Origin of the sequence: Laspinema olomoucense D3b, from assembly GCF_025370785.1 — a bacterium.
GTDB classification, from domain to species: Bacteria; Cyanobacteriota; Cyanobacteriia; order Cyanobacteriales; family Laspinemataceae; genus Laspinema; species Laspinema olomoucense.
Genome location: NZ_JAMXFA010000001.1, coordinates 1 through 14,335, shown reverse-complemented (window position 1 = coordinate 14,335; position 14,335 = coordinate 1). Strand labels below are relative to the sequence as shown.

At 48.6% G+C, this 14,335-nt stretch carries 16 protein-coding genes and 1 rRNA gene; 9 read left to right on the top strand and 8 right to left on the bottom strand.

Features of this window, described 5'->3' with window-relative positions:
* Positions 1-3: 3 nt before the first annotated feature.
* Positions 4-534, bottom strand: a complete 531-nt coding sequence (locus NG792_RS00080) for a heme-binding protein (protein WP_261200632.1) — start codon at positions 532-534, stop codon at positions 4-6.
* An 89-nt stretch (positions 535-623) separates the two neighbouring features.
* Between NG792_RS00080 and NG792_RS00075 the strand changes: the two genes are divergently transcribed.
* A complete protein-coding gene (locus tag NG792_RS00075) occupies positions 624-1,580 on the top strand; it encodes an MDR/zinc-dependent alcohol dehydrogenase-like family protein (protein WP_261234016.1) in 957 nt (318 codons plus the stop codon).
* An 80-nt stretch (positions 1,581-1,660) separates the two neighbouring features.
* On the opposite strand, the gene NG792_RS00070 is transcribed toward NG792_RS00075, so the two are convergent.
* Complete coding sequence (locus NG792_RS00070) at positions 1,661-1,927, bottom strand: hypothetical protein (protein ID WP_261234015.1); 267 nt, start codon at positions 1,925-1,927, stop codon at positions 1,661-1,663.
* A 169-nt stretch (positions 1,928-2,096) separates the two neighbouring features.
* Here NG792_RS00070 and NG792_RS00065 point away from each other — a divergent pair, with 169 nt between their 5' ends.
* The 3 genes from NG792_RS00065 to NG792_RS00055 all read left to right on the top strand — a co-directional run bounded on the left by NG792_RS00065 (position 2,097) and on the right by NG792_RS00055 (position 4,340).
* Positions 2,097-2,735, top strand: coding sequence for a peroxiredoxin (locus NG792_RS00065; protein WP_261200628.1), 639 nt, complete (start codon positions 2,097-2,099; stop codon positions 2,733-2,735).
* Between the two features lie 245 nt (positions 2,736-2,980).
* Positions 2,981-3,955: a cysteine synthase A gene (locus NG792_RS00060; protein WP_261200627.1), complete on the top strand. Its 975-nt coding sequence runs from the start codon at positions 2,981-2,983 to the stop codon at positions 3,953-3,955.
* A gap of 103 nt (positions 3,956-4,058) precedes the next feature.
* Positions 4,059-4,340 carry a (2Fe-2S) ferredoxin domain-containing protein gene (locus tag NG792_RS00055; protein WP_261200626.1) on the top strand — a complete coding sequence of 94 codons (282 nt, stop codon included), beginning with the start codon at positions 4,059-4,061 and terminating at the stop codon, positions 4,338-4,340.
* A 295-nt stretch (positions 4,341-4,635) separates the two neighbouring features.
* Here NG792_RS00055 and NG792_RS00050 read toward each other — a convergent pair whose 3' ends face one another.
* The 5 genes from NG792_RS00050 to NG792_RS00030 form a co-directional block, all read right to left on the bottom strand.
* Positions 4,636-5,034: a type II toxin-antitoxin system VapC family toxin gene (locus NG792_RS00050; protein WP_261200625.1), complete on the bottom strand. Its 399-nt coding sequence runs from the start codon at positions 5,032-5,034 to the stop codon at positions 4,636-4,638.
* On the bottom strand, positions 5,031-5,288 hold the full coding sequence (locus NG792_RS00045; protein ID WP_261200624.1) for a type II toxin-antitoxin system Phd/YefM family antitoxin: 258 nt from the start codon (positions 5,286-5,288) through the stop codon (positions 5,031-5,033). Before NG792_RS00045 ends, NG792_RS00050 begins: the two co-directional genes overlap by 4 nt.
* Before the next feature lie 114 nt (positions 5,289-5,402).
* On the bottom strand, positions 5,403-6,458 hold the full coding sequence (gene ygfZ / locus NG792_RS00040; protein ID WP_261234225.1) for a CAF17-like 4Fe-4S cluster assembly/insertion protein YgfZ: 1,056 nt from the start codon (positions 6,456-6,458) through the stop codon (positions 5,403-5,405).
* Positions 6,459-6,518: 60 nt separating this feature from the next.
* Entirely contained in the window at positions 6,519-6,902 is a 384-nt protein-coding gene (locus NG792_RS00035; protein WP_261200623.1) for a hypothetical protein, read from the bottom strand.
* Positions 6,903-7,135: 233 nt separating this feature from the next.
* Positions 7,136-8,128, bottom strand: coding sequence for a ribose-phosphate pyrophosphokinase (locus NG792_RS00030; RefSeq protein ID WP_261234224.1), 993 nt, complete (start codon positions 8,126-8,128; stop codon positions 7,136-7,138).
* Between the two features lie 484 nt (positions 8,129-8,612).
* Between NG792_RS00030 and NG792_RS00025 the strand changes: the two genes are divergently transcribed.
* From NG792_RS00025 to NG792_RS00005, 5 genes are all read left to right on the top strand, one after another.
* Positions 8,613-9,077, top strand: coding sequence for a GatB/YqeY domain-containing protein (locus NG792_RS00025; RefSeq protein ID WP_261234014.1), 465 nt, complete (start codon positions 8,613-8,615; stop codon positions 9,075-9,077).
* A gap of 100 nt (positions 9,078-9,177) precedes the next feature.
* Complete coding sequence (locus NG792_RS00020) at positions 9,178-9,654, top strand: hypothetical protein (RefSeq protein WP_261234013.1); 477 nt, start codon at positions 9,178-9,180, stop codon at positions 9,652-9,654.
* A 270-nt stretch (positions 9,655-9,924) separates the two neighbouring features.
* Positions 9,925-12,060 carry a protein kinase domain-containing protein gene (locus NG792_RS00015; RefSeq protein ID WP_261234005.1) on the top strand — a complete coding sequence of 712 codons (2,136 nt, stop codon included), beginning with the start codon at positions 9,925-9,927 and terminating at the stop codon, positions 12,058-12,060.
* 22 nt (positions 12,061-12,082) lie between these two features.
* A complete protein-coding gene (gene bioD, locus NG792_RS00010) occupies positions 12,083-12,805 on the top strand; it encodes a dethiobiotin synthase (protein ID WP_317618927.1) in 723 nt (240 codons plus the stop codon).
* A gap of 160 nt (positions 12,806-12,965) precedes the next feature.
* Positions 12,966-14,177, top strand: coding sequence for a M20 metallopeptidase family protein (locus NG792_RS00005; protein ID WP_261234003.1), 1,212 nt, complete (start codon positions 12,966-12,968; stop codon positions 14,175-14,177).
* 83 nt (positions 14,178-14,260) lie between these two features.
* On the opposite strand, the gene rrf is transcribed toward NG792_RS00005, so the two are convergent.
* Positions 14,261-14,335: ribosomal RNA gene (rrf, locus tag NG792_RS29120) — 5S ribosomal RNA — on the bottom strand; the annotation flags it as partial.

Below are 14,335 nucleotides of genomic sequence, written 5' to 3'. Positions count from 1 at the left end.
CCGCTAAGGATTAACCCCAGCAATGGGAATTTGCACCTCGCTAAGTTTACTCGCTTCCGGAGTCATCGGAGAATTGTACAACAACCGACGAGGCGGGCCACTGATCACATACTCCGAATGTTCATTCAGCCAGCCTTGCAACCGTTGCAAATGTTGTTCATAATTCGACCAACTATAAGCCCCTTGAATACCAATACTCACCACAGTCATGGGGGGATAATCGGTGACTTTAACCTCATCCGTCAGAGTTTGCGGCCAAATATCCCGGTTCGGATATAAAAAAGAAACTTCCGCAGTTTGTGGCGTTGTCACTTCTGTACTTAACCCATCCAAATATCGCACTTCAACCGGAGTCGTCATGGCAATTTGATTGGTGCTAATATGCCGATATAACGGATTAAAAGCAACTTGGCTGGCTTGTTGCACATTTCCCGAATGGCTGTAAGTCACCGCCCGATACTCGGGATACTCTTTCACTTCGATCGCCCCAGGTGGGGTAGGATTGGGAAATTCATGGGGTAAAGATGCAGACATGATAAAGTTTTAAGCTGAAAAGTTCAGAAGTTTAGAACAAGCAATTCCAGGTAAAATAGAATGTAATTCTGTTGTCAGGACCGAGAACCATGAAAGGACTCTGGCTAGAAAATCAGCAATTGCAACTGCGATCGCAACTTCCCATTCCCGAACCCCCAGAAGGAGAAGCCCTCATCCGAGTTTTACAGGCGGGAATTTGCAATACCGACCTGGAACTGCTGCGGGGTTACTATCCCTACAGTGGCATTTTAGGCCATGAATTCGTCGGTGTGGTGGAACGCGGACCAGAATCCCTGCAAAATCAGCGCGTTGTCGGAGAAATTAACGCCTATTGCGGAGACTGTCGGTTTTGTCGGAAGGGACAACCCACCCACTGCGAAAAGCGCACAGTGTTGGGAATTGTCAATCGCAATGGCGCTTTTGCTGAATATCTGACCCTGCCGGTTAAAAATTTGTATGCAGTGGCGGATACGATTACAACGGATATGGCAACCTTCACTGAACCGATCGCCGCTGCCTTAGAAATACAAGAACAAGTTGCCATCACTCCAGGCGATCGCATCTTGGTAGTAGGCGATGGCAAATTAGGGCAGTTAGTCGCCCAAACCCTCGCCCTCACGGGTTGTGACTTGCTGGCAGTCGGGCGACATCGGGACAAACTGGAGAATTTGGAGTCCCTAGGCATTAAAACCGGATTTGCCGATGCCGTTACGGACCGCCAATTTGATATCGCCGTGGAATGTACCGGCAACCCCGAAGGATTTAGCATTGCCCGTCGCGCCTTACGTCCCCGAGGGACCCTCGTGCTCAAAAGCACTTATGCGGGTCACCTCACCCTAGATATCTCGTCCCTGGTGGTGGATGAAATTACCCTAATCGGGTCCCGCTGCGGTCCATTTCCCAAAGCCTTAGAGCTTTTAGCACAAAACAAGATAAATGTCAAGTCTTTAATTCAAGCGAAATATCCCCTCGACGAGGCGATCGCCGCCTTTGAACAAGCCCAACAGCGAGGGGTTTTGAAAGTGTTGTTAGAGATTAGCGACTAGAATGTCATTGGTCATTTGTCATTTGTCATTTGGATTGTTGAAGACTAAGGACAAGGGACCAATGACAAGGGATCAATCCCTCAGTTGCGAAAATCCACACAATCGATCGCCTCTTCGGACATCGCCCGAGTGGGATGGACGGGACACTTCAAACGAGGATCATTGGTAAAAAAGACGCAATAGGCACAGGGAATCTGGTGCATTCGCTTGGCATTCGTCGTTGCCGATGCGATCGCACTAAAAAGGCTCCACCCCAGCAACATCACGAGTAACCAAGCACTGACAAAGCAAATTGGCACTAAAAAGGGCTCAATGGCGCGAGTCAGAGAGTACAGCAGTTGCAACACAGGCCAATACTCCAATAAATGACATCAAAATCTGCTTTTAACTCATACCACAAAGGAAGCAACCTGATAAAATCTAAAAAAGATCTAAAATCCGCCGGACAAACCGGAGTTATCGGGCAGAATTGCCTAATTGATTCTTTTTTGTATTGGAAATTACAGGAACCTTACTATGTCTCTGCGTTTAGGTGATACCGTACCGAACTTTACCCAAGCATCCTCCCAGGGAGAGATTAACTTTTACGACTGGGCAGGAGACAGTTGGGTGGTGCTTTTTTCTCATCCTGCGGACTACACCCCGGTTTGCACCACGGAACTCGGTGAAGTGGCCCGTCTCCAGGCTGAATTCGACAAGCGCAATGTCAAAACCATCGCCCTGAGTGTGGATGATGTGGAATCCCACAAAGGCTGGATCGTCGATATTGAAGAAGTCGGCAACGTAAGCGTAAATTATCCAATTTTGGCCGATGCCGATCGCAAGGTATCCGATCTGTACGACATGATCCATCCCAATGCCAACAATACCCTCACCGTGCGATCGGTCTTTGTCATTGACCCTCAGAAAAAACTGCGGTTGGTTTTAACTTACCCGGCAAGTACGGGACGCAACTTTGTGGAAATTCTGCGCTCGATCGACTCCTTACAACTCACCGACAACTACAGCGTTGCCACCCCAGTCAACTGGAAAGACGGCGATGATTGTGTGATTGTCCCCTCCCTCAAAGACCCCGAAGTATTAAAGGAAAAATTCCCCAAAGGATACACTGCCGTTAAACCTTACCTGCGGTTAACCCCACCCCCCAATAAATAGACTTCTTGCAGAATTCTCTATAAGCCCCCCTTTTTAAGGGGGGTTGGGGGGATCGGTCATCGCATAAAAATAAGAGGTCTAATCAACCCGTGACTCTGCTTTGACAAGGCGATCGCCCCAGCTCTTTTGTAGGATTTTCTGACAAAAGATAGCCCTCTAAACAGGGCGATCGCCTTTTTCCGTGGAATGAATTCATAAAACAATCAAACAAACAGCTTTAATCGCCAGCCATAGGACCACAAACAATGGATATTAAACAGGGGTTTATCGAAACCGTAGGCAATACCCCATTAATTCGACTCAATAGCTTTAGCGAAGAAACCGGATGTGAAATTTTAGGAAAAGCCGAATTTTTGAATCCTGGAGGGTCCGTTAAAGACCGAGCCGCCCTCTTCATCATCGAAGATGCCGAACGCAAAGGCTTACTCAAACCTGGGGGGACCATTGTCGAAGGAACCGCAGGAAATACCGGCATTGGATTAGCCCATATTTGCAACGCCAAAGGCTATAAATGCCTGATAGTCATTCCCGAAACCCAATCTCAAGAAAAAATAGATATCCTCACCCTATTAGGGGCCGAAGTGCGTAAAGTTCCGGCAGTTCCCTACAGCGATCCCAATAACTATGTCAAGCTTTCCGGCAGACTAGCCGAAGAAATGGACAATGCAATTTGGGCCAATCAATTTGATAACTTAGCCAACAGAATGGCCCATTATCAAACCACCGGACCCGAAATTTGGTCCCAAACCGACGGTAAAATCGACGTTTGGGTAACTGCAACGGGAACCGGCGGGACTTATGCCGGAGTTTCTATGTTTTTAAAAGCCAAAAACCCGGACATTAAATGTATCGTTGCCGACCCTATGGGCAGTGGATTATATAGTTATGTAAAAACCGGGGAAATCAGCCCCATCGGAAATTCCATCACCGAAGGCATCGGCAATAGTCGGATTACCAAAAACATGGAAGGTGCACCGATGGATGATGCCATTCAAGTCCATGATCAAGAAGCAATTCGCGTCCTTTATCAACTCCTTCAAAAAGATGGCTTATTTATGGGAGGATCCGTTGGAATTAATGTTGCTGCCGCTGTCGCTTTAGCCAAAGAAATGGGTCCAGGTCATACCCTAGTAACGGTGTTATGTGATAGCGGACAACGCTATCAATCCCGCTTATACGATCGCAACTGGTTAGCCTCCCAAGGACTTTCCCCCGACTAAATCAAAAGTCGCCGCATTTTTATCCGTTCCAAAATTACCGCCCGTGCCGAGTTAATGAGAAAATTAGGGATTACCCGCTCTTTAATTTTTTCCTTTGAGGCAATTGACCCCTAAACGAGTCCTAATCTGTACAAATCGGACCTGCCGAAAACAAGGTTCACAAAAAGTCCTCGCCGCCTTTCAATCCTTGCCCGTGGCTAATGTCACCGTTGAAAGTAGTAGCTGCTTAGGACAATGTGGAAATGGACCAATGGTGTTCATTCTCCCAGAAGAAACCTGGTATTCCCAGGTGCAACCGGATGAAGTAAAAACAGTAGTCGAGAAACATCTCCAAGGAGGCATTCCCGTTAAGGGAATGCTATACCCCAAGTTTCACCCTCATTAAGGGAAAAACATCGATTTGTCATTTGTCATTTGTCCATTGTCATTTGTCATTTGGATTAAGGACTAAGGGCTAAGGACCAAGGACTAAGGACTAAGGACTAAGGACCAAGGACCAATGACCAATGACCCTCAGCAACGAAAGAAACCGGGTTTCTATGAACCTTTTAGTGGGGTGGCACAGATGGTCGGAAGAAACTCGGTGTCTGCTTGCGCGTTCGTGAAGCTCAGGCGAGGGAATCGCGAAGCTCAGGCGAGAGAACCACCCCCCAAGCAACCAAGGTTTCTGAGTAACTGGACTAACTGGCAGCCCAAATAAGAGAAATATCATTGTATTTTCTGAACATTCTATCGGCACTCAAAAGGGTCATATCCTCAATATGAGCCTGAGCAATTAAGATGCGATCAAAGGGGTCTTTATGATGTAATGGTAAAGCAGCGGCTCGTAACGCATGACCGGCTTTAATTTCTAGTATTCGCATATCTAATAACCCTAGGCGGCTATCAATGTAGGTATCAACCGTTTCGGGTAACGGCAATTTTCCATTGGCAACTTTGATAGCTATTTCCCAGATACTTGCCACCGAAAACCACAATTCATTGCGGTCATCTGCAATCAGTGCGGTTGCTTGCTTGTTTAATCGTTCCGGTTGGGCAAACCACCATAACCAGCACTGGGTATCCAATAAGAGTTTCACTCTTCGTCTCCCTCAAATGCTGCCAAAATCTCTGGAGGCAAAGGTTCATTAAAGTCCTCTGGAACGATAAATTTCCCTCGATCTAGCCCTAAACTGGCTCGCCGATTAGATGAGGGACGAATCGAGATCAACTTAGCGATCGCCACTCCTTGATTTAAAATAATAATTTCTTCGCCAAGTTCTACACGAGATAATAACTCCGAAAGATTTCTTTGGAAGTCGTTGGGTAAGTTTTCAATCTGAAGTGTAGCCATTGTCGCCTCACGATTGCTTGATTTCTTACCTTACCAGTTTAACTTCACAACTGAGAAGAAATTGGACAATGGACAATGGACATTGGTTAATGACCATTGTCCATTGACAAATGACTACCCCAAATATCCTCGGGTGACAAAGGGGATATCCACAACCTCTCCAGTCACTTCACCCACTTGCACCTGCAAACCCGCACCTCCTGCCTTCGTGCGAATGTAGGCTAATCCAAAAGGTCCTTCCGGAGTGTTGGTGTAACTGGTGAGGGTCCCTACTTTCTCCTCTCCCATCGTCACCACCGTTCCTGGGGATGCAGGTGCGTTGAGTTTTACCCCCCACAGTTGCACCTTCACCCCTTTGTAGGTATTCAAGCGGGCGATCGTTTCTTGTCCGATGTAGCAGCCTTTATCAAAGGAGATATTGTGCCATAATCCCGCTTCTAAAGGGTTGTAATCCTCCGTCAGTTCGCAGTCGGGTGCAGGACGTCCTTGCTGAATTCGCAGTTGTTCCCAACCCTGTGATCCCAAGGGAACGGCACCCCCATCGGTGAGGAGTTTCCACAGGGATGCGGCATCATTGCCATTACAAATCAGGGTATAGCCGGGGAGGGCCAATCCACTCCCCACCGCGACTCGCACCTGAATCTCGCCCAGGGTCAGGAGTTGATGACTGGCATGGGGCCAGTCGCCTGCCACTCCCCAGGGGGCTAACAGGGCCAAACTTTCCGGACCCATTAAACTAAACATCGCCATCGAGTTGGTGATATCCTGCAACTCCACGCGATCGGCAGGGAACAGATAGCGATCGAGCCATTCCATAATTCTCTGACGCCGACTGGGAGAAACCACCAACAGAGTCGTATCCTCCGTCATATAAGCCGTTGCCAAATCGATGGTCCTTGCCGTAGAGGTGACAAAAACCGTATCGCACCCTTGTCCCGGTTGGAGTTTTTGGAACTCATTCGTGCTTTGGTTATGTAAAAAGCGCAGGCGATCGTCACCACTGACTTGAATCAGACCCCAATCCGAGCGATCGCATAATGCCATCCCCTGATATGCCGAGGCGATCGCCCCTTGGTCGTTCCCATAACTCACCGGAACCTGAATTTCCGAGTCCGAATCCGCAAAGACTGCGCCACTCAACCCCTGAAGCTTACGCAATTCCTCAGTCATAGCCATCCCTGGTTTTCCTTAAATTACCTGTTCTTATGGGATCACACAGATCCAACCGGGCTACAGCTTGGGCAAATTGGCAAAAATTTCCTCAACCAACTGCTTTGCTTTTTCATCCAGTCGATTCCAATCCACTTCCCCCTCCTCATCAATCAAACTGCTATCAATTTCTACCTCCCAACTTTCCTGGGCGGCATGAGTGGGGCTATAATTTTGAAAGCAAATTTCAAAGCACAGTTCCCAGACATTAAACTGGTGTTCCGCTTCTCCCTGTTTTAAACAGAGCAGATAGCCGGGAAAAGGTGTTTGCACATCTTCGTAAGAGCCTTCCCAAGTGGAATCTTCTAGGTGTTTGCGAATATTATCCAGGACGCGAATCAAAGCCGGTTGCATCAAGATTTCGGCTTGCTGCCATGCCAGAGTATCTTTAAATTTAGGCTTCATTTTTTATATAAAACTAAGCGGTTCAGTTCCTGAAAAAGCGCCTCAAAATTGCTTTAATCGCCCGCACCGAATCCGTGCCAGCTCAGGGAAGTCTGATGGCTCGAAGCTTGATGACTTCAACTCCACCCAAAGAAGCCCGCACAGGCGGGCTAAAGCATGAAAAGACGCAGGCTGATACCTGCGTTGACATTACTTATGCGGTGGGTTTCTCCGGGGAGTCCATCCGCTGCAACTTAGCGGAACATACTGCTAACGGAACTATCTTCATGAATCCGCCAAATCGTTTCACCTAATAAATTAGCAACCGAAAGGATAGTCAACTGTTTAAAGCGTTTATCCTCGGGTACCGGAATTGTATTTGTAATAATCACCTCTTCAAACACCCCTGTAGAAAGGCGCTCAACTGCCGGAGGAGAAAAAACTGCATGAGTTGCACAGGCATAAACCTGTCTGGCTCCTTCTTTCCGGAGTAAGCGAGCCCCCTCGCAGATCGTACCAGCAGTATCGATCATGTCATCGACCAGCACTGCCGTTTTGCCCTCTACATCACCAATCAAATTCATTACTTCGGCCACATTATGAGCTTGCCGACGTTTATCGATAATCGCCAAAGGCGCATCGTTTAACTTTTTGGCAAATGCTCTGGCTCTCGCCACGCCTCCCACGTCTGGGGAGACTACCACAATGTCAGAGAGTTGTTTACTAACCAGGTAGTCCAAGAGGACCGGCGAGGCATAAACGTGGTCTAACGGAATATCGAAATAACCTTGGATTTGGTCGGAGTGCAAATCCATTGCTAAAATCCGACTTGCACCGGCTTGGGTAATCAAATTCGCCACCAATTTGGCTGTGATGGACTCTCGCCCCGCTGTTTTGCGATCGGCCCTAGCATAGCCATAGTAGGGAATTACAGCGGTAATTTGCCTTGCCGAGGCTCGGCGGCAGGCATCGATCATAATCAGCAATTCCATCAGGTGGTCATTCACCGGATAACAAGAGGGCTGAATCAGGTAAACGTCACATCCCCGGATTGACTCCTGAATTTGGATGTAAAGTTCACCATCAGCAAACCGCTTCCGGACCATTGGTCCCAAATCTATTCCCAAGTAGCGAGCCACTTCCTGAGACAGAGGGATGTTAGCAGAACCTGAAAACAGTCGCAGACGACTATGGTCAGCAAAGGTAGCCAGAGATGGCTGGAGGGTTAAAGTAGCAGAACGGATCACGGCAGGCACTTTATCGGACGTTCATTGGTTCAAATTTTATCACCTCAATCGGAAATTTTCGTCATTATTTTCTCGGATCTCTATCAAAAGCCATATAGAAATTAGCGCCCAAATTCAATTAATCACTCGGACTTCGGGAAACAGATGACCCTCTAATCTATGCTCCATCAGGTTTTTGGGGTTATATTTAGCCAGTAATATTGATTAACTTAGACTGTGGGCAATGGGAGCGATCGCCTCCACCCCCTACCCACTCCCTAATCCTAGGCTTAATCCCTAGGCTCCCTTCTTGCCACAGCTAGAGCCATTGAGCTTCCAGCCCTGTTTTTTCCGGCGAAACTTCCCCCGCATTCTCCGATGTCCCCCGGATCATTGCCGACTCCCCTCGGTTGCGGCTAGGCTAGAAGTAGGCTGGCTTGCTCCTTTGCCTCCCTGACTCGGTTTTCCGAAATTAAAGGTTAATCATTAAACAAATGGAGGAGTTATGAGCTTAAAGGAACGAATTGACCAAGACATCAAAACGGCGATGAAATCCAAGGATAAAATTCGTCTGGAAACGGTACGCAGCATTAAAAAATTGATTCTGGAAAAGGAAGTAAGCGTCAGACCTTTGGGCCAGGATACCTTAACTGAAGAACAAGAACTAGAGATCCTCTCCCGACTAGCCAAGCAACGCAAAGAGTCTATTGAACAATATCAGCAAGGCGGTCGCGAGGAACTCGCTGCCCAAGAGGCCCAAGAATTGGCAATTCTTGAAGAATACCTGCCCAAGCCGCTGTCTGATGAAGAAGTGAGCACAGTGATTGATCAAATTTTGGCTCAAGTGGGTGCTACTTCTCTCAAAGATATGGGCAAGGTGATGGGTCCGGTGATGGAACAGCTCAAAGGCAAGGCCGAAGGCAAAAAAGTTCAAGAAATGGTAAAAGCCAAGCTTTCCGGCCAGTCCTAGGATATCAATACAGCCTGAATGGGTGGGACCAGATACCGCATTTCTGGCCCTGATGGGTTGTCGGGTTGACCTCTATCCAGTTTTAAAATGGGAGTTTTTGATGAAACCAACTGACAAAATTCAGCCGATTGTTCGTGCAGCTAGTCGGATTGGCCGTTATACAGGAGTCGGAGTTATTTTGGCGATCGCCAGTTGTTTAGGAGCCTCCCCCAACTTCGGCCAAAACCCTAATCCCCCTCAAGCTCAATCCCAGCAGTGGCGTCCCATGAACGATTCAGAAGTCTCGCAACAATGGGAATATGTTCTCAACTCGCCCTTAGGAATTGCTGCCCTCAATCAGTTAGCTGTAGAAGGATTTATCAGTTTCGAGTGTCCCAAAACCTTCTATGTTAACGAAGAGTTTGGCGGTTTTCAAACCTTATTGCGGGTCCAATGTCCCACCTCGCGCGGTCAGTCTGCGGCCTTGGCTTATGATGAAATGCGCGTCATCTTCAATCGTTATGAATCAAATATTGAGGATTTTGAGGTTGAGCGGGTTTCTGAGGAGAGTCCTCCTGAAATAACTTTGCCAGAATAGAGAGTAGGAGGAAACTCAGTCCGGGCCCGGAGGCAGATTGGGGACTCACGAGGGGACAGGCTGAAATGCCCAGTACAGCCAACGGGAACAGAGGGAAAGGGAGACTAGGTGCAATCAACCCGGTTGGCTAAATTCGCCCTGGATCAATGAACCAGGGTTGATTCAGCCACCCCTCCCGGACCTCTTGAACGGCGGCGGCGATCGCCTCTTTTCGATTAAACCCTATCCTGAAACCTCAATCCCTCTGATTTAAACAAAAACTTAACTTCTATGCCAACCGCAATTTTTAGTGGAACCATCTTACAAAATCGATATCATATCCTCAGTCTTTTAGGTCAGGGAGGGTTTGGCCGCACCTATCTAGCCGAAGATCAAGGGCGGTTCAACGAACGCTGCGCCCTCAAAGAATTTATTCCCGCCCAAAATGGCAGTCATGCCCAGGTTAAATCCCAGGAATTGTTCCAACGAGAAGCAGCCATTCTCTATCAAATTCAACATCCTCAAATCCCCCAGTTTAGAGCCACCTTTGAAGAAGAAGGACGGCTGTTTTTAGTCCAAGATTATGTAGCCGGAAAAACCTATCGCACCCTGCTCGAAGAGTATAAATCCGCAGGCAGACGATTCTCTGAACCTGAAGTTTTGCAGTTGATGCAGCAACTTTTACCCATCTTGGATTACATCCACACCCAAGGAATTATTCACCGCGATATTTCTCCGGAAAATATCATTCGCCGCGAATCCGACCGCTGGCCCGTCTTGATTGATTTTGGGGTGGTTAAAGAACTAGCTACCCTGATTCAGTTTCCAGAACAGGCGACTGCTGCCACAACGGTGGGAAAATTAGGCTATGCTCCCAGCGAACAAATGCAAACGGGTCGAGCTTATCCCAGTAGTGATCTGTATGCTTTAGCCGTGACTTGTGTCGTCTTGCTCACGGGACGAGAACCCCAAGACCTATTTGATGATGTCAAGCTGGTGTGGCACTGGGAACGATTTGTTGCCCATCCCATACAGCCCGAATTGGTACGGGTCCTAAATCGGATGTTAAGTTATAAACCCGGCGATCGCTACCAATATGCCAAGGAAGTACAACTCGTCCTGGCCCAACTGACTGCCCAACGTCCTATTCCTCAACGCACCGATCCCACTGCATCGGAACTGGCTACGATTGCCGTCGGGCGGAACCCCGTTGCTTCTCCATCCCTAGACCCCAATTCTCCCGGACCCGCGATCTCTGCGAGTTCTGATTCTTTATTGGACCACCCCATTGCGATCGCCCTGGGCATCTTTACCATCATTCTCCTCAGTGGATTAGGCTCTTGGAATGTCGTTCGTTCCTTCTTAAAGCTCGATCGCCCCGATGTCCAGGAGAATCCTGCTCCATTATTTTCCAATGTTGAATCGGACCTCCAACCCGCACCCATTCCACCGCTTTCCTCATCTATCCCAAACTCCACCACAACCCCCTCACCCAATCCCAACTCCACCCCTTCTACTCCGGCAACATCCTCTAACCCGTTGCTCAATCCCCGCGTCCCACGCCCAGGTTCCCAAGAACCGGAACCCCCACCCCCAGCCGACCCCATTATTTCTACCATTCCCCTGAATGTTGCCAACGGGGTAACCACTGCCGTAGAAGGCACCGTGGAAGAAAACGAAATTATTAAATACATCGTTCCAGGAACTGCTGGTGAAGTGTTAAGTGCAAGCCTCGCCAACCGGGGGATCTTAATGAACGTATGGGGTCCAAATCGGATGGCGCTTGGGGAATCCAGAGGGGTCACTCAATGGGCGGGAAGGTTACAAGAAACCGGCGATTATGAGATCGAATTATTTAGCTTGCCTGGATTTTCCCCGAGTAATTTTGAGCTTCGGATCACTCGGGCAACTCGGGCATCCTCCACCCCAGAATCGGCCCCTCCAGGTTCCCTGGGAGCTCAGTCTCCTGTTCCTCCAGAAAGCTTAGAATCTACCCCCCGTCCTGCACCGAGTCCGACTCCGCAACCCAGACCCGAACCTACCCCGGATCCCGGTTCCCCAACCCGTCCCGAACAGACCCCGGATTCCAGACCCATACCCGTCCCCACACCCACCTCGGATCCGACTGCGGGGTTAGAAATCCAACGAGTTGATCTCTCCGGGGGGAGTAACCGGCAAATTAATGGGCGCACTACAAGCCAACAGAAACGCTATGTGGTGAATGTTAACAGAGGGCAAATTCTGAAAGTAGCGGTAGTTTCAGGGGCCGTCGGTCTCGATATCCGCTATCCCAGCGGTCAAATGGTTGAAGATGGTGCGATGCTGGTGCAATGGCAATCGCAGGTTTCTGTCCCTGGAGACTATAAAATTGATGTAGCCGCCGGAGCCGGGATCAACTATGAAATTGAGATTAGCCTCATCGACTAGAACGTAAGAGATTGCCAAACTGATGACCAAGGACTGGGAGAAAATTTTGAACACATTACTGATTGCCGGAACGGATACCGATGCGGGTAAAACTGTGGTGACAACGGCGATCGCCGCCTATTGGCAACGGTATTATCCCCAGGGTTCCCTGGCTCTGATGAAACCGCTACAATCGGGAACCGGCGATCGGGAACTCTATCAACGGCTTTTTGAGTTAAAACAATCCCCCGAAGAAATTACTCCCTTATATTTCGATGCCCCCCTCGCACCCCCAGTCGCCGCCCACCGCGAGGGGCGTTCCGTAGACCTCAAACAGCTCTGGCCGGTGTTTACCCAACTGCAAGGGCGCTTTTCCTTCGTCCTGGTGGAAGGTGTAGGTGGATTGGGTTCCCCGATTTCTTGGGAGTTGACTGTAGCGGATTTAGCCCACGATTGGGGCATTCCCACGGTGTTAGTTGTACCCGTAAGATTAGGGGCGATCGCCGCTGCCGTTGCCAATGTTGCCCTAGCCCGACAAGCTGGAGTGCGGTTAGTCGGCATCATCCTCAATTGTGTCCAACCTCGTTCTGAATCAGAAATTGCCGATTTAACTCCCATCGATTTAATCGAATCATTCACTCAAACTCGCGTCTTGGGGACGATTCCCTGTTTGGAGGATTCCCATAATTTAGACCAACTCGTTCAAGTGGCCTCTAATCTCGACCTGGAGATACTTCTGCCCCGTTTACCTATTTGGAATCCTTAAAATAGGGTATAGAATAAAAATCTAAAAGAGTCCAATTGCTTATTTAAATCACACAGGATTAGCTCCTTTTTTTGCCCCTATAAAACCTATAATTCAGGCTTTTGGGGTAGAAAAAACTAGAATTATCGTTAAAGCCTCTATTTTTCACAAAGCTTAACCCATGTTTTCTACGTCTCTCAATCCACAGCGAATTAATGCATCTAGCCTTCGTTCGGAAATACAGGTTTTACAGCCTCAACTTGTAGAATGGCGTCGGTGGTTACATCAACGTCCCGAACTGGCATTTAAAGAACATTTGAGTGCTGAATTCATTAGGCAAAAATTGCAAGAATGGGGAATTAGCCATCAAGCTGGGATTGCTGAAACGGGGATTGTTGCCATTGTTGAAGGCCAAAATCCTGGCAAGGCGATCGGGATTCGCGCCGATATGGATGCACTGCCAATTTTGGAAGAGAATGAGATACCCTACAGATCGCAGCATCCGGGGACAATGCACGCTTGTGGACATGATGGTCATGTGGCGATCGCCCTAGGTACAGCTTACTATCTCTCCCTACACCCTGAGCAATTTTCGGGAACCGTCAAATTCATTTTTCAACCGGCAGAGGAAGGACCGGGGGGTGCTAAACCCATGATTGAAGCAGGAGTTTTGGAAAATCCGGCGATCGACGCCATCATCGGATTGCACCTGTGGAACAACCTCCCCCTAGGCACCGTTGGAGTGCGCAGCGGTCCTTTAATGGCAGCAACCGAGTTTTTCCGCTGCCATATTCAGGGCAAAGGCGGACATGGTGCGATGCCTCATCAAACCGTCGATTCAATTTTAGTCGCCGCCCAAATCGTCCAGGCCCTGCAAACCATCGTGGCTCGGAATGTCAATCCCTTAGAATCTGCTGTGGTAACCGTAGGGGAACTTCATGGCGGGAAAGCGTTAAATGTGATTGCTGACTCTGCCCACTTGAGCGGAACCGTCCGTTATTTTAATCCGGAATTAGGAGAAACTATCCCTAAACGAATTGAGCAAATCATTGCGGGGGTGTGTCACAGTCATGGCGCCAGTTATGAGTTAGATTACCAAAAACTTTATCCCCCGGTGATTAATCATCCCGCGATCGCTCAATTAGTGCGATCGGTCTCAGAAAATGTAGTGGAAACCCCCGCCGGAATTGTTCCAGAGTGCCAAACAATGGGCGGAGAAGATATGAGCTTCTTTTTACAAGAAGTCCCCGGCTGTTACTTCTTTCTAGGCGGAGCCAATCTCTCTCAAAACCTAGCCTATCCCCATCACCATCCTCGGTTTAATTTTGACGAAACCGCTCTGAGCATAGGAGTCGAAATCTTTGTTCGCTGCGTCGAGCAGTTTTGTTCATGATTTTAATAAAACTCTAACCCTAAAAACAAAAAAGCCTGCTGTTCTATGTAGAGAAACAGGAGGCTTTTTTGTGTTTAAAAGTGACCGGGCACCGAGCTATTTTCCCAGGAGGCTACCCTCCAAGTATCTTCGCCGCAGTCGCGTTTCACGTCCGAGTT

Excerpts from the sequence above, each read along its gene's own strand:
- NG792_RS00075 (WP_261234016.1), top strand. The coding sequence starts at position 624 with ATGAAAGGACTCTGGCTAGAAAATCAGCAATTGCAACTGCGATCGCAA.
- NG792_RS00025 (WP_261234014.1), top strand. The coding sequence starts at position 8,613 with ATGAGCTTAAAGGAACGAATTGACCAAGACATCAAAACGGCGATGAAA.
- NG792_RS00060 (WP_261200627.1), top strand. The coding sequence starts at position 2,981 with ATGGATATTAAACAGGGGTTTATCGAAACCGTAGGCAATACCCCATTA.
- bioD (WP_317618927.1), top strand. The coding sequence starts at position 12,083 with ATGACCAAGGACTGGGAGAAAATTTTGAACACATTACTGATTGCCGGA.
- NG792_RS00020 (WP_261234013.1), top strand. The coding sequence starts at position 9,178 with ATGAAACCAACTGACAAAATTCAGCCGATTGTTCGTGCAGCTAGTCGG.
- NG792_RS00005 (WP_261234003.1), top strand. The coding sequence starts at position 12,966 with ATGTTTTCTACGTCTCTCAATCCACAGCGAATTAATGCATCTAGCCTT.
- NG792_RS00045 (WP_261200624.1), bottom strand. The coding sequence starts at position 5,288 with ATGGCTACACTTCAGATTGAAAACTTACCCAACGACTTCCAAAGAAAT.
- ygfZ (WP_261234225.1), bottom strand. The coding sequence starts at position 6,458 with ATGACTGAGGAATTGCGTAAGCTTCAGGGGTTGAGTGGCGCAGTCTTT.
- NG792_RS00035 (WP_261200623.1), bottom strand. The coding sequence starts at position 6,902 with ATGAAGCCTAAATTTAAAGATACTCTGGCATGGCAGCAAGCCGAAATC.
- NG792_RS00080 (WP_261200632.1), bottom strand. The coding sequence starts at position 534 with ATGTCTGCATCTTTACCCCATGAATTTCCCAATCCTACCCCACCTGGG.
- NG792_RS00015 (WP_261234005.1), top strand. The coding sequence starts at position 9,925 with ATGCCAACCGCAATTTTTAGTGGAACCATCTTACAAAATCGATATCAT.
- NG792_RS00065 (WP_261200628.1), top strand. The coding sequence starts at position 2,097 with ATGTCTCTGCGTTTAGGTGATACCGTACCGAACTTTACCCAAGCATCC.